Genomic DNA, 20,630 nt, shown 5'->3' with positions numbered 1-20,630 from the left:
TGCTTCGAATTCGAAGCGCTTGTCGGAGACGCTAGCACTGCTTCGAACTCGAAGCAACAGGTAGGATGCTCGTATGAGCGAAACCCCCACCGCACTGACCCCGACACAGCTCGGCGCCTACTTCGCGCTGACCGAGGTGAGTGCGCTCCTGCGCCCCGCGGTCGAGAAGCAGCTCCGCGACGTCGGTGGGTTGAGTTACGTCCAGTTCCAGCTCCTCGCGCGCCTCGGTGACACCGCCGACGGCCGCCAGCGGATGACGGACCTCGCCGACGGCGTCGTCTACAGCCGCAGCGGGCTGACCTACCAAGCGCAACTGCTCGAACAGCGCGGCCTCGTCACGAGGTCCCCGTCGCCGGACGACGAACGCAGCACCGTCGTCACGATCACCGACGTGGGGCGCGAGGTCCTCGCCGACGTGTTCCCCGGCCACATCGGCACCGTGCACGGACTCCTGTTCGCGCCGATCACGGACGGGGACGCGAGTGACCTCGCCCGGATCCTCGGGCGCATCAGCGAGCACCTCCGTGCGAACCCGCCACGGTCGGCGTCACGGCGTCCCGGCAAGGCGGCGACCGCATGAGCCTCGAGCGGTCCACCGCGCGGTGGATCATCGTCGGCTCGCTCGTCGTCGGGCTGGGGCTGACCGTCTACGCGACGTCCTACTGGCTGTTCCCGACGTCGTTCCAACTCCAGGAGCGGCTGCCCGACGGATCGATCAACCCGCGCGCATGGGCCGACCTGCTCGTCTCGTACGTCCTCGCGCTCGGCTGCTTCGCGGTCGCCGGATGGGTGGGCGTGCAGCGGCTCCGCACCCGCCGCCGCTGAGGCGTCAGCTGCGCGTGCGTGACCGTCGCCGCGACACGGTGGCGACGACGAGCGTGGCGACGCCGAGCGCGATCCCGATCAGACCGAGCAGGTAGCCGAACAGCATCAGGATGCCGCCGCCGATGTTCGCACCGCCCCCGGTGTCGTTCGCGAGCGACCACCCACCGATCCCGACCGACAGGAAGGCGCCCAACAGGAACACCGTGCACATCACGTGCAGGACCCGAGTGCTCTGGGAGGTCATGGCGACTCGCTTCCGTGCGTGGACCGGTACCGGATGGTAGCGCGACCTGCGAGGGTGGGCTGATGACACTCGAGCTGCTGTGGGAACGGGGCGACGCAGCCCGTGTCCTGCGCGACCGCTTCGGCTTCACGGACGCCGCCGCTGCGGACGCCTGGGTCGTCCGGACGCTCGAGCGGCGGTGGGGTGTGCGCGCCGATACCTGCGAGCGCATCGTGATGAGCGACCACAACGCGCTCGCCTGGGTCTCGACCGCTGGCGGCCGGATGCTCCTGAAGTGGTCGATCGCGCCGGAGGGGTTCGAGCGCTTGGCGTTCGCGGCGGACCTCACGACGTGGCTCGCGGAGCGCGGCCTGCCTGTTTCCGCCCCGGTGCCGACGCCCGACGGACGGGTGCAGGTCGAGGACGACGGAGTCTCGATGGGGCTCCAGCACGTCATCAGCGGAACACTGCTGGACGTCCGTGAACCGGCACAGGTCCGCGCGGCCGGTGCGACGCTGGCCCACTTCCACGACGCCCTGCGCGACAGCCCCGATCGGGCGCGCGCAGCCGGTGTGCGCCCGCCGCCGGCCCCGCTCCTGCAGCAGGTCGAGGACTGGCTCGAGGGTGCGACGACGAACGTGCCGGACCGTGCCCGGGTGGCGCTGCGACGGTTGCTGACGGCCGCGCCGTCCGACGACCTGCCGGTCCAGATCGTGCACGGGGACTACCGGGCGGCGAACGTCCTGTGCGCCGACGCGGACGTCGTCGCCGTCATCGACTTCGAGGACCTGCGCCGCGACCACCGCATCGTCGAACTGGCGCGGTCGGCCGTCCTGCTCGGGACGCTCTTCCACGACTGGGGGCCGGTCCCCGAGGCCGTCCATCGGCAGCTGCTCGACGGCTACCGCTCGGTGAGCGCGCTCACTGCCGACGAGCTCGCGTGGTGGGACGTCCTGGTGCTCTGGAACACGATGCTGTTCATCCCGCCGGGGGACGACCCCACCGGGTGGGGTGCTGCTGCCGAGGCGCTCGCCGGTTAGCGGCCGAAGCGCTTCGCCGCCCGGGCGACGGCCACGAGCGCGGCGACCCCGAGTGCGATCCCGGCGGTACCGACGACCATGCCGCCCATGTACATGAACCCCGCGGCGAAGTTCACGCCGGTGCCGTCCGGGGTGAGGATCGTCCAGACCGAACCACCGGCGGTGAGCAGGAAGCCCAGACCGAGGAAGATGATCGCGAGGGTGACGATCGAGCGGAAGTCGCGCATGGTCCGAACCTACCGACCCCGCACCGGTGGCAGAGTGGCGTGATGGGGAGCATCAGGAACATCGCGGTCGGGCTGCCGACCAAGGACGGCCACGTGCTGCTGTCCGAGTCGTTCGACCAGAGGCGCGGCCTGCGCTTCCACCGCGCGGTCGGCGGCGGCATCGAGTTCGGGGAGACCGCCGTCCAGGCGCTCCGTCGCGAGTTCCGCGAGGAGCTCGACGTCGCACTTGACGAGGTCCGGCTGCTCGGCGTCCTCGAGAACCTGTTCGAGTACGAGGGGCAGCCCGGGCACGAGTACGTCCACGTGTTCGCCGTCCGGTCGGCCGATCTGGACGAAGTGCCGCTCGACGCCGAACTCGTGGTGCTGGACGAGGGCAGCCCGGTGCGCTGGGTGCCCGTCGACACGGACGTCCCGGTGTTCCCGGACGGCGTGCTCGATCTGCTCGCGGGTACCGTCCCGATGGAGTCCTCGGCCAGCTGATGTCACGAGCCCGTCGGCCCCTCGGTTGGCGGTGCACCTCTTACCCGTGGCCGTGACCGCGTTCACAAACGATCGTTTCTGGACAGGTAGAGCCGGGCGCCCGACGCGCTGTGAGCAGCTTCGCTCTGTGTTGTCGTTCCCACGGTGCTTCGTGTCGTGGTCGAGTCCCGCGGTGACCCGGTGCTGTGTCGACACCAGGGCTGGTCAAGATGCTGTTTCGGCCGGTACCAGTCCATGGCGTTGCGGGCGCTGATCAGCCGGCGCCTCATCGCCTCAACCGCAGGCCATCGAAGATCACGTAGGCGTAACTGTTGTCTGAGCAAACGTTAAGGCCGTCGCGGTACTACTCGCTCTGAACAGGACTTTTAGGTTTCGCCCCGTATGGGGGTGGGGTACAGGAACTCAGCTTCCTCATATGCTGCGCAAGCTGACAGCAACCCGTGCTGTCAATCACGTAGGGGGTTTCGTGCGCACACTGCTGCACGCTCCGCGCACGAGGAAGCGCAGTATCGCTGCTGCAACCCTCGGCGCGCTCGCACTTGTCGGATCACTACTCGTCGCCACACCGGCGCAGGCCATCAATGACACCGGAACCGGTGGCGTGTTCGTGCCCGCATCCGGCCGTGTCCTGGACACCAAGGCTGGTACAGGCGGGTTCACTACGCCGATGGAGGCGGGCAAGTACCGGACCATCAAGATCGCCGGCGTCGCCGGGATCCCCAATGACGGCACCGTCGGCGCTGTCTCGCTGAACGCAACCGTCAGCGGTACACCGTCCGCAGGCACGCTCTTCGGTCGTCCGGATGCGGACACGTCGCGCACGACGATGCTTATCTACAACGCCAACACTGGCGAGTACGTCTCCAACACCGCGATCGTCGCCGTCAGCGCCGCCGGCACCATCCAGGTGTCGACCGAGACGGCCGCACGACTGATCCTCGACGTGCAGGGCTACTACACCGCCAACACCGACGGCACCGCCGCCGGCGGCTTCGTCCCCGTCGCAGGCAAGCGCATCGTCGACACCCGCTCCGGGCTCGGCGCCCCGAAGGCGCTCCTCGCACCCGGGAAGAGCGTCGACATTCAGGTCACCGGTGCCAACGGCGTCCCGGCCGGCGCGTCCAGCGCGGTCGTGAACCTCCTCCCGATCAACTCCACCGCTTCCGACGGCTACCTCACCCCGTACGCGACCGGGACCACCCGTCCCGACAACGCGTTGCACTACGCACCGTCGGTGAACACCTCGATCCAGGCGCAGGTGCGCCTGTCCTCGAGCGGGAAGATGACGATCTACAACGGCTCGTCCACCATCAACCTCGTCATCGACCTCCAGGGGTACTTCACGAAGGCCGGCGTCATTGGCGCAACCTTCACGCCCGGCATCGGTCGGGTCTTCGACTCCCGCGCGACGGGAAACACGATCCTCGCCAAAAACGAAACCCGCGCCATCCAGGTCGCCGGGCAGGCCGGTGTCCCCGTCATGGGCTCCGGCATCACCGCAGTCGTGCTGACACTGACCGCCGCACACGGCGGCAGCGACGGTCGCGCATCCGTCTGGGCCAACGGGACCACGCAGCCGGAGACGACGTCGATCAACTTCCAGACCGACGAGATCCGCACCAACACCGTCACCGTCGCCCTCGGCGCCAACGGGAAGATCAACCTCAACAACGTCGCCGACCCCACCAACTACGTCATCGACGTGCAGGGGTGGTATGTAGACCCCACTGCGCCGACAATTGGCTGCGCTGCACCCTTTGCTGCGGGTTCCTGGGTTCGGGACGAACAAGCGCAGGCAAACGGTGTTACTTGTACAGTCACCGCCCCGGCAGCAAGCACGAGCAGCCAAGAGCTTCAATTCATTGTGAACGGTGCGCTGGACTCAACTGAGGTGCTCAATGAATCCGGCCGCTCAACCTTCACGTACAACCTGCAGTATCTGACCGGGATAGTCACGATCGAAGCTGTCGTGACCGACGGCACTACATCGAGTGCGACGACTAGCACTCAGTTCGGTGTGGGATCCTGGGACTCGGAAAGCCTCATCCCGTCAACTGAAGACGGGGCTATCACGGAGCCAACGATCGCGCTATTCCCGTTCCTCTCAACGTCGGCAGTCCTCCCTTCGGACGCTCGCGTCTCGTACACCCTTGTCGACGAGACCACGGGTGCAGTGCGGGTGGAGCAGCTTCAAGACGAGCCCCTCTTAATTGACGACGAACCCCTCATTCGGGGGCATTCCTACGCGTGGTCGACGATCGTGCACGCTGCGAACAGTTGGGGTACGACCGGGTCGCTCGAGTCGCCGTCCTGGCACTTCCGAGTTGCGGAGGAAGGCGAAGCAACCACCCAGCCCGGATTTGCCGCCGAGGGCGGGGGCATGTCCGTGAGGGCTGCTCCCAATGGATGCACGAAATCCCCAGACCGCATCTTCTTGGCGAACTTCAAACCGGCCTGTGACGCACATGACATTTGTTACGGAAAAAACTCAAAGACGTCGCGCTTGAACTGCGATAAAGCTTTGAAGGCCAACATGCTCAAGGCTTGCTACGCTGCATATGGCGGTAAGGTGGGGGCAGTTCTCGCGGGTTGCCCTGCTTGGGCAGGCGTGTACTACGCCTTCGTTCGAAAGTACGGTAAGTCCCATTATGTTGGGAAAGGTAGTAAGGCATGAATATCTCACGCGCGGCTCATCTAGTGAGCACTTCATTGCTGATTGCAGGCTTTGTGCTGACGGCTTGGGGTGGAAGCGTCCTGCTTGATCCCTCCGAAGGAGGCTTCCCGTTCGGTGCAGCCGGTGCTTTCGTTGGGGGGATGATCATTGGCATTGCGGGAATCGTCACATTTGTGGTTGCTCTCATCGTCGGAGTCATCCGGGCGAAGCGGCGTGCAAGTTAATATCTATTAACACGCCGAGAAGGGGCGAGGGCGTTCCCGCTCCCGCTCCCGCCCCTTCCTTGGCATATTCTCTCGTTTCGGTCGCTGAGTCGTTGTCAGCGTGACGGCCGGGACACCCGCTCCCGCCCCGACTGCCCCTCACCGGGGTGTCGGGGTCTTGTGCTGCCGCGGCTCCCTAAACGGTGAGGAGCGCTTCCATCTCCGCTGAAACGTTCCGAGAGGCACCATTATCGGACCTGAGTCGACATCATTCGCTAGTCATTCGAGCTCTCACCCGTCTCGACCGTGGTGCGAACCAGTGCCCGCTGCCGGACTGCGAAGTGTTTGCCTTCGACGAGGTCCTCGCTCGGATTCGTTGGCTCGCGGACTCGCCCGAGTAGGGCCGCGAGTACCGTCTTGCATCCCTACGGTTGCGAAACGTCTCGTCGGTAGCACCGCCGAGGCGTTCCGTCCCGCGGGATCCGGGGTGCGGCGGTTTTCACAACCATGTCTCGCAAGCGTCTTCGGTGAAGGTGTCGTTGGCAGTGGCTTGCGAGACAAGGTTGGCGACGCAGATCGGATCCGGCTCGCCTGTGCGTCCGGCAGGGGGACGCGGCTCGGCGCGAGGACCCCTCGTTGCCGCGGGCGTGCGCCGCGACGACCGACGTGTTGTCGATGGAGGTGCATCCGGAGCTCGTGTCTCACGTGCTGCACGCTCGTACTGAGATGACCGCCGGCGACGAAACGGGCAGAGGCGAGCGCGCTCGGGGTCGCCCGTCATCGTCCGGCGGGACGAGATCGCCCCCGCTGACGTCACGATCCCGTCACGACGGGCGCTTTCCCAGCGGACACGGCGGTGTTCCGCGGCGAAGTCCCGGCGACCGCCCGAGATCGGCTGGGACGCTCCCGAACTACCGCACCAGATCGGTGCGGTGATGCACCACGGGGGATCCAGAGCGATGACGATGAGACGTGTAGGGGGAGCCGCGCTCGGCTTCGTGGGCGGCAGTGTGCTCGCCGGGTTGATGGTCGGGGTGGGCGTGACGCCGATGATCGCGGTCGCCGGAGTGAGCACGACGTCGGCGATCGGGGTGTTCGAGTCGCTGCCGGAGCACATCGAGATCGGGGACCTGCCGCAGCGCAACCAGGTCTGGGCGTACCGCGGTGGCGAACCGGTGCACCTGGCGAACGTGTGGGCGCAGGACCGGCAGGAGCTGTCGTTCGACCAGATCAGCGACCAGCTGAAACACGCTGCGGTCGACGGCGAGGACAAGCGGTTCTACGAGACCGGTGGTGTGGACGCGACGTCGATGGTCCGCTCCCTGGTGAGCGTCGCCGCGTCGCAGGGCGAAGGCGGTTCGGGCGGCTCGACGCTCACGATGCAGCTCGTCCGGAACATCAAGATCCAGCGGGCGAGCGAGCTGCCGACGCTCGAGGAGCAGAGGGCCGGCTACAAGGAGGCGACGAAGCGGTCGCCGCAGCGGAAGCTTGCCGAGATGAAGCTCGCGATCGGCCTGGCGAAGAAGTACACCAAGGAGCAGATCCTGACGGCGTACCTGAACATCGCCTACTTCGGCGACCAGACCTACGGCGTGCAGTCGGCCGCGCAGCACTACTACGGCAAGTCCGCCACCGACCTGACCCCGGCCGAGGCGGCATCGCTCATCGCGATCGTGCAGTGGCCGGAGCGCCGCGACCTGTCCACGCCGGACCACTACCGTGACAACGCTGCGCGGCGGAACGTGATCCTCCGCTCGATGCACGAGCAGGGGCACCTGACGACCGACGAGTACCGCACGGCACGGCTGTCTCAGGTGGCTGATTACGTGCGCATCACCGCGCCGCAGCAGGGGTGCGAGGCCGTCGAGACCGGGGCGGAGTTCTTCTGCGACTACGCCAAGCGCGTCGCCGCACGTCTGCCGCAGCTCGGAGCGACGAAGCAGCAGCGCGCCGATGCTTGGCGGACGGGTGGGTACCGCATCCAGACGACGCTCGACCTCGACCTGAACGCGAAGCAGAAGGACCTGCTCGACCGGTACGACCCGAAGACCGAGACTCGTCTCGCGCTGGGCGCGACGCTGAACACCGTCGAGGCGGGCACCGGCCGGGTGCTCACGATGGCGCAGAACACCGACTACGACCGGTCGGAGCAGGCGCCACCGACGGCGACGTCGCTGAACTACGCCGTCGACCAGGCCGACGGAGATTCGACGGGCTTCCAGACCGGCTCGACGTACAAGATGTTCACGCTGCTGGCGTGGCTCGAAGCCGGCCGCAGCCCGGACACGGTCGTGAACGGCACCCCGCACCCGCAGAGCACGTGGACGGCGTGCGGCGAGCAGACGACGGCCTTCTGGCAGCCGAAGAACGACTCGCCGGGCCAGAAGGGGCCGTACTCGGTCCGCTCGGCCACGGCCCAGTCCGTGAACGCCGCCTACCAGTCGATGGCCGCGCAGCTCGACCTGTGCGACATCCGCGACGTCGCGAAGCGCCTCGGTGTGCACCTGGCCGCCGGCGGTGAGCTGCCGTGGAACCCAGCGTCGCTGCTCGGTACCGAGAGCATCGCGCCGCTGACGATGGCGGCGGCGTACGCGGGCGTCGCGAACGGTGGTCGGTACTGCGCGCCGGTCGTCATCGACCAGGTGACCGCACCGGACGGCACGGAGCTCGGCGGGCAGCCGCGCACCTGCTCGCAGGCCGTCTCGCCGCAGACCGCGGCGACGGCGTTCGAGGTCATGCAGGGCGCGTTCCGAGGCGGCACGGCGAGCGGCGGCCAGACCCCGGACGGCACCACGCTGTTCGGCAAGACCGGGACGGCCGACGCCGCCGACCAGGTGTGGTTGGTCGGCGGGAGCTCGCGCGCGGTGACCGCGTACTGGCAGGGCAACACCGACGGCGGGAAGCACAACCTGCGGTACTACTCGAACGGTCAGGGCGGCACCTACGCGGGGTCCCGCGCAGCGGTCTGGCGCGATGCGCAGACCGCTGTGAACGCCGCCTTGCCGGTGGGCTGACGACAGCAGCGGGTCACGTGCACGAGACGCGACACCGAACAGACGGGAGGCCCGTTGCCAGCTGGCAACGGGCCTCCCGTCTGTTCGTCGGTTGCGTTCTAGGACAGCTTCTTGCTGTCCTCGAGCCAGCCCGCGAGCTGCTTCATGTAGTCGGCCTGCGAGGCGTAGTCGAGCGCCGGGAAGGTCCAGCTGTGGACCTGGCCGGCCTCGAGCGCTGCGTTGTCGGCGAAGGTCGGCTGCTTCTCGAGGTCCGCGACCTGGTAGCCCTGCTGCGACAGCAGCAGCACGTCACCGGTGATCTGGCCCGCGTTCTCCCACGAGTAGATGCCCCAGTAGAAGCCCTTCGGCTTCGGGGTCACGAAGTCGACCCCGAAGGACGAGTACATCTGCAGCAGCGGCTCGTCGGTCGGACGGGTGACGTAGGCGCCGTCGCCGTCGGCGTACATGGAGACGACCGACAGGTCCTGCTCCTTCGCGACCTTCTCGAGCTCGTCGCCGGCGGTGTCGAAGCGCTTCTCGGCGGCCTCGATCGTCGACTCCTTGGCGCCGAGGGACTCGCTCAGGTCGGCGATCTTCTCGATGACGTCCTCGCCCTTGCCGCCCCACTTGACCTGGACGACCGGCGCGATGGCCTCGATCTGCTTCTCCTGCTCGTTGTCCTTGAAGCCGTAGCCGGGCTGCGTGTCGTCGAGCGTGCCCTTCTCGTCGGTCGGGTAGACCGAGGTCACGACCAGGTCAGGCTTCAGCGCGGCGAGCTTCTCGAGGTCGATGTCGCCGTACCCGGTGCCGAGCTGCGTGATGCCGTCGGTGTCCAGGTCGTCGAACCGGGCGTCCTTCGCCATGGTCAGCTGGCCGAAGGTGCCGACGGGCTTCAGGCCGTACTCGATGAACGAGATCGCGATGTCGTTCAGCACGACCACACGCTTCGGCGTGTGGTCGACCTTGACGGTCGTACCGGTGGCGTCCTCGTAGGACCAGGCCTTCGATGCCGCGGTGTCACCGTCGGAGTCGTTCGAGTCGGCGCTCGAGCAGCCAGCGAGGAGGAGGGCCGAGACGGCCACGGAGGTCAGGAGGGTGGCTCGGAGGGAGCCGCGTCGGGAGAGCTTCACGTTAGGAGAGGCTAACCTAAGTCTGCCGCGGTCGCCAGCACGGCGTCGCGTTCGCGGTGCAGCGACGTGTCGTGCTCGTCGGCCTCGGGCACGATCATCGGGGCGCCGGTCACGGGGTCCGGGAACACGCGCGCGTGCAGCCCGAAGGCGTGCTCGAGCAACGCGGGGGTCAGTACCTCGTGCGGTGCGCCGTCGGCAGCGACGCCGCCGTCGTGCAGCACGACGAGCCGGTCGGAGAACCGGGCCGCGAGCGACAGGTCGTGCAGGACCATCACGATGGTGGAACCCTGCTCGCGGTTGAGTCGACGGACCAGGCGCAGGACCTCGAGCTGGTGTGCGAGGTCGAGGTAGGTCGTGGGTTCGTCGAGCAGCAAGGTGTCGGCCTGCTGCGCCACCACCAGGGCGATCCACGCACGCTGTCGCTGGCCACCCGACAGGCTCGCGACGTCGCGGTGGGCGACGTCGGTCAGCCCGGTCGCCGCGATGGCCTGCTCGGCGACGTCGGCGTCGTCCGCGGTCCACGGCTTCGCCCACGACTGGTGCGGGTTGCGGCCGCGCATCACCAGGTCGAGCACGCTGGTGCCGGCGGGTGCGACGGGTGACTGCGGCAGGATCGCGAGCTTCCGGGCGACCTGGCGGTTCGGTTCCTTGCGGATCGGGGCACCGTCGAGCAGGACCTCGCCGGACTGCGGCTTCAGCACCCGCCCGAAGGCCTTGAGCAGGGTCGACTTGCCGCAGCCGTTCGCGCCGAGGAAGGTCGTCACGGTGCCGCGCTCGATGCGCAGGTCCAGGTCGGTCAGCACGGGGTGTCGGTCGTAGCCCACGGACAGGCCGCGTGCTTCGAGGACCGGGGTGGACGGGGGTGTCGACGGGGGAGTCATCGGGACATCTCCTTGCGGTGACGGACGAGGAGCCAGATCAGGTACGGGGCGCCGATCACGGTCGTGATGATGCCGACGGGCACCTGCCACGGGAACGCCGATCGGGACAGCAGGTCCGCAGCGAGGACCAGCGCGGCGCCGAGCAGACCGGCGAGCAGCAGCGGTGGCCGGTTCGTCCCGGCCAGCCGGAGTCCGACCTGCGGGACCACGAACGCGACGAAGCCGACCGGTCCGGCGGCGGCGACGGCGGCGGCGGTGAGCACGACGGCCAGGGCGATCACGAGCAGACGGTGTCGCTGGACGGCGAGCCCCACCCCGGTCGCGACCTCGTCACCGAGTTGTCCGATGCCGAGCGCCGCACTCGTCGCCAGGGCGATCGGCACCGCGACCGCGGCGACGATCAGCAGGGGCCAGACGCTCGACCACGAGGTGCTCGACAGGCTGCCGACGAGCCACTGCGACGCAGCCGTGGCGATGGTGATCTTGGCGCGGACGAGCAGGTAGCTCGTCACGGCGTCGAGGGTCGCGCTCACGCCGATGCCGACCAGGATGAGCCGGTAGCTCTGCACCCCGCCGCGCCAGCCGAGCCCGTACACGACGGCGGCGGCGACGAGCGCACCGATCGTCGCGGCCACCGGGATCCCACCGCTGAGCACGATCGAGGACACCGAGTACGTGCCCCCACCGAGCACGATGGCCGCCACGGCGCCGACGCTCGCACCCGAGGTCACGCCGATGATGTCCGGGGTGCCGAGGGGGTTCCGTGTGAAGGTCTGGGTCAGCGCACCGGCGATGCCGAGGGTCAGTCCGACGAGCGCTCCGGTGAGGACGCGGGGCAGCCGGAGCGTGGTGATGATGAAGGCGTCCGGGCCGCTCTGGAGTCCGAGCAGCGAGCGCACCACGGTGCCGGGCGCGATCCAGGTCGAGCCGATCGCGACACCGAGGACGACGAGCACCAGGACGAGACCGAGCGAGGCGGCCGTGTACCAGAACACCCGCGGGCGCCAGGCGAGGCCGATCGGACCGAAGCGGACATCGGCCCGGCCGGGCGCTCGGACGGCTGCGCCGGACATGGACGCGGATGCTCGTTCGGTCGTGCCGGTCACAGGGACACCAGCGATCGGCGGCGGGCGACGGCGACGAAGACGGGGCCGCCGATGACGGCCAGGACGATGCCGACCTCGACCTCGGAGAACCCACCGATCAGGCGTCCGACGACGTCGGCGAGCAGCACGAGCGCCGCACCGACGAGCCCGGAGACCGGCAGCGTCCACCGGTGCCCGGTGCCGACGAGGGCCCGGGCGACGTGCGGCACGGTCAGGCCGACGAACCCGATCGGGCCGGCGGCGGCGGTCGCTCCGGCTGCGAGCAACGTGATGGCCCCGAGCCCGACGAGCCGCGCGACGAGCACGTTCTCGCCCAGGCCCTTGGCCAGGTCCGAGCCGAGCCCGAGCGCGTCGAGGGCCCGGACGTTCAGGACCGCGAGCACCAGCCCGGCGACGAGGAACGGCCACACCGCGCCGAGGACGTCGAGCTGCCGTGCTGCGAGGGAACCGACGACCCACAGCCGGTACGCGTCGAGCGAGTCCTGGTCGGTCAGGACGACGAACGAGGTCAGCGCGCCCAACAGGGCCGAGACGGCAGCGCCGGCGAGGGCGAGGGGGACCGGGCTGGCCGTGCCGCTGCCCGCGATGGTCACCGAGAACACCACGACGCTCGCCACCAGCGCGCCGCCGAGTGCGAACCACACCGTCGCGCCGGTGCTCGTGACCCCGAACACGTAGACGCCGAGGACGACGGCGAGCCCGGCACCCGACGAGACCCCGAACAGTCCGGGGTCGGCGAGCGGGTTGCGCGTGTGCCCCTGCATCAGGAGGCCCGCGATCCCCAGGGCCGCACCGACCGCGGCGCCGATGAGCGTGCGCGGGATCCGGGAGCCCCAGACGATCGCCTCGTCGGTGGTCGACCCGGTCCGGAACAGGCCGTCGAGCACCCGGTCGACGCCGATCCGGTTGCTGCCGAGGAGCATGCTCGCGACCGCGACCAGCACCAGCACGACGACCAGTGCGGCGATCACCAGGACGCGGCGACGGACTGCGGTGCGGTGGACGCCGAGTGCGGCGGACGCGTCGGCGACGCGGGCCTCCGAGACGGAAGCCAGGGCAGGGGAGGGGGCTGGCACGAAGAACATCTTAGGTTAGCCTTGCCTCATGGCGAAGACTCCGCGGCTCCTGCCCGAGAATCCCCGGCTCTTCCGTGCTCGGGTCCTGCGCACCGAGCGCACGACGCCGTCGATGCAGCGTGTCACCGTCACCGGCGACGACCTGCACGAGTTCCCCTTCCTCGGCTTCGACCACTGGTTCCGCCTGTTCACCGGGCGTCCGGACCAGGACGCGTTCCGGATGCCGGACCTCGACGGCAAGAAGTGGTGGCCGACGTTCCTGGCCATCCCCGAGGACGTCCGCCCGCACTGCGCGAACTACACCGTCGCCGCGTTCCGCCCGATGCCCGACGGCACCGCCGAGATGGACATCGACTTCGTCGTGCACACCGACCCCGACGGCGAGCCCGAGGGCCGTGCCGCGATCTGGGCCTGCGGTGCCCGCCCCGGCGACCAGTTGGCGATGCTCGACCAGGGCTGCATCTTCGACTGCCCGGACGACACCAGCGAGATCGTGATCGCGGCCGAGGAGACCGGGCTGCCCGGCGTGCTCGGCATCGCCGCATCGCTGCCCCGGAACGCCGTCGGCCGCATCATCCAAGAGGTCCCCACCGCCGGCGACGTCCGCGAGATCGACGCGCCGGCCGGGGTCACGGTCACGTGGATCGTCCGCGACGAGGTCGACCACCACGCCGTCCCGGGCCGCGCCGCGCTCGCCGAACTGCAGCGGCACGTGCCCGTCGACGACCGCGGCTACGCCTTCGTGGTCGGCGAGTCGACCCTCGCCACCGAGGGCCGCCGGCACCTGCACCGTGCGGGTCTGCCGAAGGCGCGCATCACGTTCTCCGGCTTCTGGAAGCACGACGCCAAGGAGTCCGTCTCCGCCTGAGCGGCGCCCGTTCCTTCCCATGGCGTGTGCGATGCCTGGCGTTGTCGGGCGTACCGCCACGGAACTTCTCACCAGGTACGCCCGTTTCCGCCAGGTACGCCCGGAACGCGACCACCACGACGGACGGGAGGCCCGGTGCCAGCTGGCACCGGGCCTCCCGTCCGCTGTGGGGTGGCGTCAGCCCTTGAGGCCGGAACCCGTCACGCCCTCCACGATCTGCCGCTGGAAGATCAGGTAGAGGATGATCAGCGGCAGCGCCGCCAGGATCGCTCCGGCCTGGATGTCCGCGTAGCGCTGACCGAAGCTGCCCTGGACCGTGGCGAGCCCGACCGGGATCGTCATGAGGTCCGGGTTCGACAGCACGAACAGCGGCAGCAGCAGGTTGTTCCAGACACCGACGAACGTCAGGATCGTCACCGCGGCGATCACCGGACGCGACAGCGGCAGGATGACCGACCAGTAGATCTTCCAGATGTTGGCACCGTCGATGCGTGCCGCTTCCTCCAGCTCCTTCGGGATCCCGTCGAAGAACTGCTTGAAGATGAACACCGCGATCACGGCGGGCACCTGCGGGAAGATGACCGACCAGTAGGTGTTCAGCAGGCCGACGGCGTTGAGCTCCTGGAAGATCGGGATGATCAGGACCTGCGTCGGGATCATGATCCCGAGGATGATGAGCAGGAACGCGATGTTCCGACCGCGGAACACCAGGCGGGACAGCGCGAACGCCGCCATCGAGGCGAACATGACCGTCAGGACGGCCGTGATGACGCTCGTGATGGCGCTGGCGAGGTACCAGTTCCAGATGTCGCCGGCCTGGAACAGCGACGCGTAGGAGTGCAGCGTCGGGTTCCAGTTCGACAGGATCGAGTTCGCGCCGAGGGCGGCGACGCCGTTGTCGGACAGCGACGTCTTCAGTGCGAACAGGCTGGGGATGAGCCAGATGATCGCGAAGACGATCAGGATGATCCCGGCGACCAGGTTGAAGCCCTTGCCGGAGACACCGATCTTGGCGGCGTTCGCGGGGGCGGCGGCCGAGACGCCGGTGCGGAGCTTGGCGCGGCCGGTGGTGATGCTCTCGGTGGCGGTCATGTCAGGCCCCGATCTCTCGCTTGGCGGCAGCGCGCTCGACGAGCTGCCGGATGACCGCGATCGCGACGATCACGATGAACAGGAGCACCGACGCTGCCGAGGCGGCACCGAGTCGGTTGTCGGTGAAGCCGACGCCCGTGATGAGCTGCAGCGAGACCTGGGTGGAGATACCCGGTCCGCCGTTCGTCATCAGGTACACCTGGTCGAAGATCTTCAGGCTCGCGATGATCTGCAACAGGATGACCAGCGTCGTGGTGCGGCCGAGCAGCGGCAGCGTGATCGACTTGATCTGCTGCCAGTTCGACGCACCGTCGACGGCGGCCGCTTCGTACAGTTCGCGCGGGATCTCCTGCAGACCGGCCAGGTAGAGCACGAAGTTGAAGCCGAGGGTCCACCAGACGGTGGCGATCGCGACACCGATCATCGCGGTGTTCGGGCTGGACAGCATGCCGGAGCCCGGGGTGAGGCCGATGGCCGACTGCATGCTCGCCCACAGGCCGGTCGCCGGCGTGAAGATGAACACCCAGATGAGCGAGATCGTCGCCGACGGCAGGATGAAGGGCAGGAAGAACGCCAGTCGGAAGAACCACTGGCCGCGGTTCATCCGGTTCGTCAGCACGGCGAAGACGAACGCCAGGATGACGAGCGGCGGCGTCGTGTACAGCGTGAACTGCAGCGTGTGCCAGAGCGACGACCAGAAGTCGGAACGTCCGAGCATCTCGGCGTAGTTCGCGAACCCGGCGAAGCTGCCGAGGCCTGTGCGGACGGTCGAGGTGTTGAAGAAGCTCGAGACGATCATCCAGACCGTCGGGCCGAGCAGGAACGCCACGTAGAACAGGCCGAACGGGGCGAGGAAGAGCCAGCCGCTGCGGCCCTGGCCACGGGTGAGGCTGGTGCCGTAGGTGCGGTTCCGGCGCGGACGCGACGCGGTGGCCGCGTCCGTGGGCCGGTCGAGGACAGGTGCTGTGGTCACGTCATCGTGCCTTTCGCGCGGTGTTCACGGCGTTCACGTGCCGGGCAGGTGCATGCCCGGTGGTCGCGTGCCCGGTCACAGGGGGCTCGGGGTGTTCAGGTAGGTCGCGAGCTGCGACTTGATGGCACTGAGCGCCTGTGCGGGCGAGGAGCTGCCCTGCTGCACGAGTGCCAGCTGGGCGCCGACGGTGCCCTCGAAGGTCGAACCGGAGCCGCCGTACCAGGCGGCGTCGTCGAACACGGCGGTCTCGGCTGCGGCCGCGTAGTTCGACTGGGGCTTGAGCTCCTTGTAGGCGCTGCTGTCGAAGGTCGGGATGTAGGCGGGGACGTGCCCGCCCTCGGCCCAGGTCAGGCTCTGCTCGAGCATCTGCTTGATGAACAGCATGTGCTGCTTGCGCTGCTCGGGCGTGCGGTCCTTCTTCGGCAGCACGAAGGTGTGCGAGTCCGCCTGCGTCGCGGGCTTGTCGTACAGCTGCGGGATCGGGGCCATGCCGAACTTCAGTCCCTTGATGGACTGCGCCGTGCTGATCTCCCACTCACCCTGCATGAAGAAGCCGGCCTTGCCGTCGAACATCAGGGACTGCGCCGTGGCGTAGTCGAGCGCCTTGTTCATCCAGCCCTGCTTGACCCACTTCTGGGTGCGGCTGGTGACCTCGTTGTAGGCGTCCTCGTTGACGGTGAGCTTCGCGCCGCCGTCGCTGATGAAGGGCGTCGCGTCGTTGATCTGGTTGTACATCGTCCAGAAGAAGCGCCACGGGGTGGCGGTCTCCGGCACGACGTTGGCGACGTTGAGCGCGGTGCCGCCGGTGACCTTCGCGACCGCGGCGAGGGCGCTCTCGAACGTGTCCATGCCGGACAGGTCCTTGAGGTTGCCGTCGCTGTCGAGCAGGCCCGCCTTCTTGCACACGTCAACGTTGTAGAAGAGCACGAAGGGGTGGGTGTCGAGCGGGATCGCGATGTTGTTGCCGTCGGTCTTCTGCGCCGTCCACGCCTTCTGGTTGAAGTCGGCGGCGCTGAGGCCGACGCTCGCCAGGTCCTCGGACGTGATCGGGTCGAGCAGGTCGCCGTCCCACAGCGGCTTCGCCCGGGTCAGGTGGGCGACCGCGACGTCCGGCGGCTTGTTCCCGACGGTGGCCAGTGTCAGCTTCGAGTAGTACGGGTTGCCCCACGCGAACGTGGTGGCCTGCAGCGAGCTCGATCCGCCGTGCTGCTTCGCGTAGCCGTCCTCCATCGCCTGCATGCGGAGGCCGTCACCGCCGCCGAAGAGGTTCCAGAAGACGAGCGTCTCGGGGTTGAGTGCACTGCCGGCCAGGCCGGCTGCGATCGGGCTCGAGCACGCGGCGAGCGGCAGGACCGTCGCGGCCGCCGCTCCTGCGGCGAGGAAGCCGCGGCGCGAGAGGCGCGACGCGGGTGTTGCTGGGCGGTTCGGCATGGCATCACTCCATCGGGATGGGCCGGGCTCGGGAGCAGGGTCGGTGCTCCCGCCGGAGCATCGCTGCTCCGTTCGCGGAACACTGCTGCTCCGTGCACGAGAGCCGTGGGTCGGTGCTCCGTGAGCGCTCACATTAGCGCTCGCGAAGATCATCCGCCACCCCTTTCGCGTCGCCGTGGAACCCGGTAGCGTTTCGGTCAGGTGAGCGCTCACTTTCGTGACGGACCGCTTCGCTACCCTGGCGCCGGACCGAGCACGCACACCGCACGACCCGCAGTACCCGCTCTCGCACGATCGAAGGAGATCCATGCCCCGCACACACCTCGTCCTCGACGCCGCGTTCACCGTGGGGCCGGTGCGACGTCGCCTGTTCGGCGGGTTCGTCGAGCACCTCGGCCGCCACGTCTACGACGGCATCCACGAGCCCGCGCACGAGACCGCCGACGAGCACGGCTTCCGCAAGGACGTCGTCGAGCTCGTCAAGGAACTCGGCGTCTCCGCCATCCGCTACCCCGGCGGCAACTTCGTCTCCGGCTACAAGTGGGAGGACGGCGTCGGCCCCGTCGAGCAGCGCCCGAAGCGTCTCGACCTGGCCTGGCACTCGACCGAGACCAACGAGGTCGGCCTGCACGAGTTCCAGCACTGGCTCGACCAGGTCGGTTCGGAGCTCATGCTCGCCGTGAACCTCGGCACGCGTGGCACCGCCGAGGCGATCGAGCTGCTCGAGTACGCGAACATCGACGCCGGCACCGCACTGTCCGAGTACCGCAAGTCCAACGGCCGCCAGGAGCCCTTCGCCATCAAGATGTGGTGCCTCGGCAACGAGATGGACGGCCCGTGGCAGCTCGGCCACAAGAACGCCGAGGACTACGGCAAGCTCGCCGCCATGACCGCGAAGGCCATGCGCCAGATCCAGCCCGACCTCGAGCTGGTCGCCTGCGGTTCGTCCGGAGCGTCGATGCCGACGTTCGGCGAGTGGGAGCGCACCGTCCTCGAGCACACCTACGACGACGTGGACTACATCTCGGCGCACGCCTACTACGAAGAGGGCGACGACCTGCCGTCGTTCCTCGCCGCCGGCGTCAACATGGACCACTTCATCAAGACGGTCACCACCGCCGCCGACCACGTGCAGGCGCAGAAGAAGTCCGACAAGCGCATCGACATCTCGTTCGACGAGTGGAACGTCTGGTCCATCACCAAGTGGAACGAGATGCAGAAGGAGTTCACGCTCCAGGACTGGCCCGTCGCTCCGCGTCTGCTCGAGGACGTCTACACCGTCGCCGACGCCGTCGTCGTGGGTGGACTGCTCATCTCGCTGCTCCGCCACGCCGACCGCGTCGCCTCGGCCTCGCTCGCGCAGCTCGTCAACGTCATCGGCCCGATCATGACCGAGCCCGGCGGCCCGGCCTGGCGCCAGACGACGTTCTTCCCGTTCTCGCTGACGTCGCGCCTTGCGAACGGTACGTCGCTGCAGGTCAAGGCCTCGGGTGACACCGTCGACGGCGGCAAGTACGGCGAGGTGCCGGTCGTGGACTCGGCCGCCACCGTGACCGAGGACGGCAAGGCGGCGGTCTTCCTGATCAACCGCCACCCGTCCGAGTCGACCACCGTCACGATCGACCTCGCGGGCCTGGCGGCCTCGGGCGACGTCCGTGCCGAGGGAGTCTGGGACGACGACATCCACGCCGTGAACGACCTCTCGTCCACCGAGCGCGTCGGGCTCCGCACGAACGAGACGGTCAGCCGCGACGGCGACACCATCACGATCGAGCTGCCGCCCGTGTCCTGGACCGCCGTGTCGATCGGCTGAGACGCCTCGGCGTGCGTTGCGGCGGGCGTCGAGTGAGCACAGAGGACGTCGGGCGCTCGCGCCCGACGTCCTCTGCTCGTTCGTGCGCTGGCGTGCGGCGGGGCCGAGTCTCGGCCTGGGCGACACTTCTCGCGCCCGCGGCCGCGAGATCGGTCGCTCACCCCGAGTCTCGGCGTGGCGTGCCCGAGACCCGGCCGTCCGCCGGACGGGAGGCCCGTGGCGGGCTGGCACCGTGCCTCCCGTCCGGTGGGTCCAGGGATTGCGGGCCGAGTCTCGGCCTGGGCGACACTTCTCGCGCCCGCGGTCGCAAGGTCGGTCGCTCACCGCGAGTCTCGGGGCGCGGCCAGCGACCCGCGGCCGGGCCGCGTCAGCGCGCGGGCGCGCGCGCGGGCGGGCGCGCGGTGCTCGCTCGCTCCACCAGGCGCACGGGCACCAGGTCGGGGGCGGAGGACACGGACTCGCCGTCGATCTGGGCGAGCAGGTTCGCGACGGCTCGGCGCCCGACCTCGTCGAAGGATTGGTGCACGGTGGTGAGCGGCGGCCAGAAGGAGTCGGACTCGGGGGAGTCGTCGAACCCCACCACGCTGAGCGACGACGGTACGGACCGCCCGAACTCGTGCGCGGCGCGGAGCACCCCGAGCGCGGTCTGGTCGTTGGCGGCGAACACGGCGGTGATCTCCGGGCGCGCGGCGATCTCGAGCCCGGCCGAGTATCCGTGCTCGGTCGTCCACCCGCCGTGGAACACCGGCGGGACGTGCCGCCCGGCGCGCGACAGGGTGTCCTGCCACGCGGCCAACCGGCGTGCGGCGGAGTACGACGAGGTCGGTCCGGCGACGTGCCAGACGGTCTCGTGGCCGAGGTCGAGCAGGTGCTGGGTGGCCTGGCGCGCGCCGTCGGTCTGGTCGGTGTCGATCGCGGGGTGGTCGGTGCTGCCGGTGGAGTCGATGATGACCATGGGCACGCCGTCGGGCAGCACGACCTCGGCCGTGTCGATGATGTGCGACTCGATGATGATCACGACGCCGTCGACGGCCTGTTCGTGCAGGCGGGAGAACGCGGAGCGCACGCCCTCTTCGGTGCGCGAGGCCATCGGCAGCAGGGTGATCGTGAAGTCGGCGGCACCGGCGGCGTCGGCGATCGCCTCGAGTGTGCGCATGTTGCCGAAGGACGCGAGCGTGAACATGATCACGCCGATGGTGCGGAAGCGGCCCGATCGCAGGGCCCGTGCGGCACGGTTCGGCCGGTAACCCAGGGTGTCCATCGCGCGCTGGACCCGGTCGCGGGTGTCCGGGCTGACGTTGTCGAACCCGCGGGCGACGCGCGAGACGGTCTGCATCGAGACCCCGGCGGCGTCGGCGACGGCGGCCATCGAGGGGGAGCGGCGGGTGCCGGCGGGGGACTCGGTCGTCATCGGCTCGAGCTCCTTCCGTTGCGGGATCACGCAGTCTGCGTTCCCGGACGCTAGCGCATGTTGACGTTGCCATGCTATCGTCCTGACGTTCGATGTTGACGTCAACATCTGCGATCGCCAGAGCGCCCGACACCGGGCCCGGGCCGCGACCGAGACACCGGACACCCGAACGCAGCAGACGAAG

Annotated in this window: 18 protein-coding genes; 8 read left to right on the top strand and 10 right to left on the bottom strand. The window is 68.8% G+C overall.

Annotated features, from left to right (window positions below):
- Positions 1-73: 73 nt before the first annotated feature.
- On the top strand, positions 74-580 hold the full coding sequence (locus ABH929_RS08290; protein WP_263090105.1) for a MarR family winged helix-turn-helix transcriptional regulator: 507 nt from the start codon (positions 74-76) through the stop codon (positions 578-580).
- Complete coding sequence (locus tag ABH929_RS08285; protein ID WP_263090107.1) at positions 577-825, top strand: hypothetical protein; 249 nt, start codon at positions 577-579, stop codon at positions 823-825. The genes ABH929_RS08290 and ABH929_RS08285 overlap by 4 nt, the downstream gene beginning before the upstream one ends.
- A 4-nt stretch (positions 826-829) precedes the next feature.
- On the opposite strand, the gene ABH929_RS08280 is transcribed toward ABH929_RS08285, so the two are convergent.
- Positions 830-1,069, bottom strand: coding sequence for a hypothetical protein (locus tag ABH929_RS08280; RefSeq protein WP_132099936.1), 240 nt, complete (start codon positions 1,067-1,069; stop codon positions 830-832).
- 62 nt (positions 1,070-1,131) lie between these two features.
- Here ABH929_RS08280 and ABH929_RS08275 point away from each other — a divergent pair, with 62 nt between their 5' ends.
- The gene (locus ABH929_RS08275; protein ID WP_263090112.1) at positions 1,132-2,088 is read left to right on the top strand and encodes a phosphotransferase; all 957 of its coding nucleotides are present in this window, start codon (positions 1,132-1,134) and stop codon (positions 2,086-2,088) included.
- Here the strand turns inward: ABH929_RS08275 and ABH929_RS08270 are convergent.
- On the bottom strand, positions 2,085-2,315 hold the full coding sequence (locus ABH929_RS08270) for a hypothetical protein (RefSeq protein WP_263090114.1): 231 nt from the start codon (positions 2,313-2,315) through the stop codon (positions 2,085-2,087). The genes ABH929_RS08275 and ABH929_RS08270 overlap by 4 nt on opposite strands.
- A gap of 42 nt (positions 2,316-2,357) precedes the next feature.
- On the opposite strand from ABH929_RS08270, the gene ABH929_RS08265 reads away from it, so the two are divergent.
- The 3 genes from ABH929_RS08265 to ABH929_RS08255 all read left to right on the top strand — a co-directional run bounded on the left by ABH929_RS08265 (position 2,358) and on the right by ABH929_RS08255 (position 8,686).
- A complete protein-coding gene (locus ABH929_RS08265; protein ID WP_263090116.1) occupies positions 2,358-2,795 on the top strand; it encodes an NUDIX hydrolase in 438 nt (145 codons plus the stop codon).
- 466 nt (positions 2,796-3,261) lie between these two features.
- A complete protein-coding gene (locus tag ABH929_RS08260; protein WP_404560837.1) occupies positions 3,262-5,469 on the top strand; it encodes a phospholipase A2 in 2,208 nt (735 codons plus the stop codon).
- Positions 5,470-6,631: 1,162 nt separating this feature from the next.
- Positions 6,632-8,686, top strand: coding sequence for a transglycosylase domain-containing protein (locus ABH929_RS08255; RefSeq protein ID WP_404560836.1), 2,055 nt, complete (start codon positions 6,632-6,634; stop codon positions 8,684-8,686).
- A gap of 98 nt (positions 8,687-8,784) precedes the next feature.
- On the opposite strand, the gene ABH929_RS08250 is transcribed toward ABH929_RS08255, so the two are convergent.
- From ABH929_RS08250 to ABH929_RS08235, 4 genes are read right to left on the bottom strand one after another with little or no spacing between them, the layout of a single operon-like run.
- Positions 8,785-9,795: an ABC transporter substrate-binding protein gene (locus tag ABH929_RS08250; protein ID WP_404560835.1), complete on the bottom strand. Its 1,011-nt coding sequence runs from the start codon at positions 9,793-9,795 to the stop codon at positions 8,785-8,787.
- A gap of 11 nt (positions 9,796-9,806) precedes the next feature.
- Positions 9,807-10,676, bottom strand: a complete 870-nt coding sequence (locus ABH929_RS08245) for an ABC transporter ATP-binding protein (protein WP_404560833.1) — start codon at positions 10,674-10,676, stop codon at positions 9,807-9,809.
- Complete coding sequence (locus ABH929_RS08240; RefSeq protein WP_404560832.1) at positions 10,673-11,749, bottom strand: FecCD family ABC transporter permease; 1,077 nt, start codon at positions 11,747-11,749, stop codon at positions 10,673-10,675. Before ABH929_RS08240 ends, ABH929_RS08245 begins: the two co-directional genes overlap by 4 nt.
- A 29-nt stretch (positions 11,750-11,778) precedes the next feature.
- Entirely contained in the window at positions 11,779-12,858 is a 1,080-nt protein-coding gene (locus ABH929_RS08235; RefSeq protein ID WP_404560831.1) for a FecCD family ABC transporter permease, read from the bottom strand.
- A gap of 28 nt (positions 12,859-12,886) precedes the next feature.
- On the opposite strand from ABH929_RS08235, the gene ABH929_RS08230 reads away from it, so the two are divergent.
- A complete protein-coding gene (locus ABH929_RS08230; RefSeq protein ID WP_404560829.1) occupies positions 12,887-13,726 on the top strand; it encodes a siderophore-interacting protein in 840 nt (279 codons plus the stop codon).
- Between the two features lie 177 nt (positions 13,727-13,903).
- Here the strand turns inward: ABH929_RS08230 and ABH929_RS08225 are convergent, their stop codons facing one another.
- The 3 genes from ABH929_RS08225 to ABH929_RS08215 form a co-directional block, all read right to left on the bottom strand.
- Positions 13,904-14,818 carry a carbohydrate ABC transporter permease gene (locus ABH929_RS08225; protein ID WP_111086243.1) on the bottom strand — a complete coding sequence of 305 codons (915 nt, stop codon included), beginning with the start codon at positions 14,816-14,818 and terminating at the stop codon, positions 13,904-13,906.
- Between the two features lies 1 nt (position 14,819).
- Positions 14,820-15,791, bottom strand: coding sequence for a carbohydrate ABC transporter permease (locus ABH929_RS08220; protein ID WP_404560827.1), 972 nt, complete (start codon positions 15,789-15,791; stop codon positions 14,820-14,822).
- Positions 15,792-15,866: 75 nt separating this feature from the next.
- Positions 15,867-17,222, bottom strand: a complete 1,356-nt coding sequence (locus tag ABH929_RS08215; RefSeq protein ID WP_404560825.1) for an extracellular solute-binding protein — start codon at positions 17,220-17,222, stop codon at positions 15,867-15,869.
- A 307-nt stretch (positions 17,223-17,529) separates the two neighbouring features.
- On the opposite strand from ABH929_RS08215, the gene ABH929_RS08210 reads away from it, so the two are divergent.
- Positions 17,530-19,035, top strand: coding sequence for an alpha-N-arabinofuranosidase (locus tag ABH929_RS08210; protein WP_404560824.1), 1,506 nt, complete (start codon positions 17,530-17,532; stop codon positions 19,033-19,035).
- 367 nt (positions 19,036-19,402) lie between these two features.
- Here ABH929_RS08210 and ABH929_RS08205 read toward each other — a convergent pair whose 3' ends face one another.
- Positions 19,403-20,446, bottom strand: coding sequence for a LacI family DNA-binding transcriptional regulator (locus ABH929_RS08205; protein WP_276582895.1), 1,044 nt, complete (start codon positions 20,444-20,446; stop codon positions 19,403-19,405).
- Positions 20,447-20,630: the final 184 nt, after the last annotated feature.

Source organism: Curtobacterium sp. AB7, from assembly GCF_044909335.1.
In the GTDB taxonomy this organism is placed as follows: Bacteria; Actinomycetota; Actinomycetes; order Actinomycetales; family Microbacteriaceae; genus Curtobacterium.
This window is presented reverse-complemented; position numbering and strand designations above follow the sequence as displayed.

Bases quoted from the DNA above. Each gene is read 5' to 3' on its own strand.
- ABH929_RS08290 (WP_263090105.1), top strand. From the start codon at position 74: ATGAGCGAAACCCCCACCGCACTGACCCCGACACAGCTCGGCGCCTAC.
- ABH929_RS08285 (WP_263090107.1), top strand. From the start codon at position 577: ATGAGCCTCGAGCGGTCCACCGCGCGGTGGATCATCGTCGGCTCGCTC.
- ABH929_RS08280 (WP_132099936.1), bottom strand. From the start codon at position 1,069: ATGACCTCCCAGAGCACTCGGGTCCTGCACGTGATGTGCACGGTGTTC.
- ABH929_RS08275 (WP_263090112.1), top strand. From the start codon at position 1,132: ATGACACTCGAGCTGCTGTGGGAACGGGGCGACGCAGCCCGTGTCCTG.
- ABH929_RS08270 (WP_263090114.1), bottom strand. From the start codon at position 2,315: ATGCGCGACTTCCGCTCGATCGTCACCCTCGCGATCATCTTCCTCGGT.
- ABH929_RS08265 (WP_263090116.1), top strand. From the start codon at position 2,358: ATGGGGAGCATCAGGAACATCGCGGTCGGGCTGCCGACCAAGGACGGC.
- ABH929_RS08255 (WP_404560836.1), top strand. From the start codon at position 6,632: ATGACGATGAGACGTGTAGGGGGAGCCGCGCTCGGCTTCGTGGGCGGC.
- ABH929_RS08245 (WP_404560833.1), bottom strand. From the start codon at position 10,676: ATGACTCCCCCGTCGACACCCCCGTCCACCCCGGTCCTCGAAGCACGC.
- ABH929_RS08240 (WP_404560832.1), bottom strand. From the start codon at position 11,749: ATGTCCGGCGCAGCCGTCCGAGCGCCCGGCCGGGCCGATGTCCGCTTC.
- ABH929_RS08230 (WP_404560829.1), top strand. From the start codon at position 12,887: ATGGCGAAGACTCCGCGGCTCCTGCCCGAGAATCCCCGGCTCTTCCGT.
- ABH929_RS08225 (WP_111086243.1), bottom strand. From the start codon at position 14,818: ATGACCGCCACCGAGAGCATCACCACCGGCCGCGCCAAGCTCCGCACC.
- ABH929_RS08215 (WP_404560825.1), bottom strand. From the start codon at position 17,222: ATGCCGAACCGCCCAGCAACACCCGCGTCGCGCCTCTCGCGCCGCGGC.
- ABH929_RS08210 (WP_404560824.1), top strand. From the start codon at position 17,530: ATGCCCCGCACACACCTCGTCCTCGACGCCGCGTTCACCGTGGGGCCG.
- ABH929_RS08205 (WP_276582895.1), bottom strand. From the start codon at position 20,446: ATGACGACCGAGTCCCCCGCCGGCACCCGCCGCTCCCCCTCGATGGCC.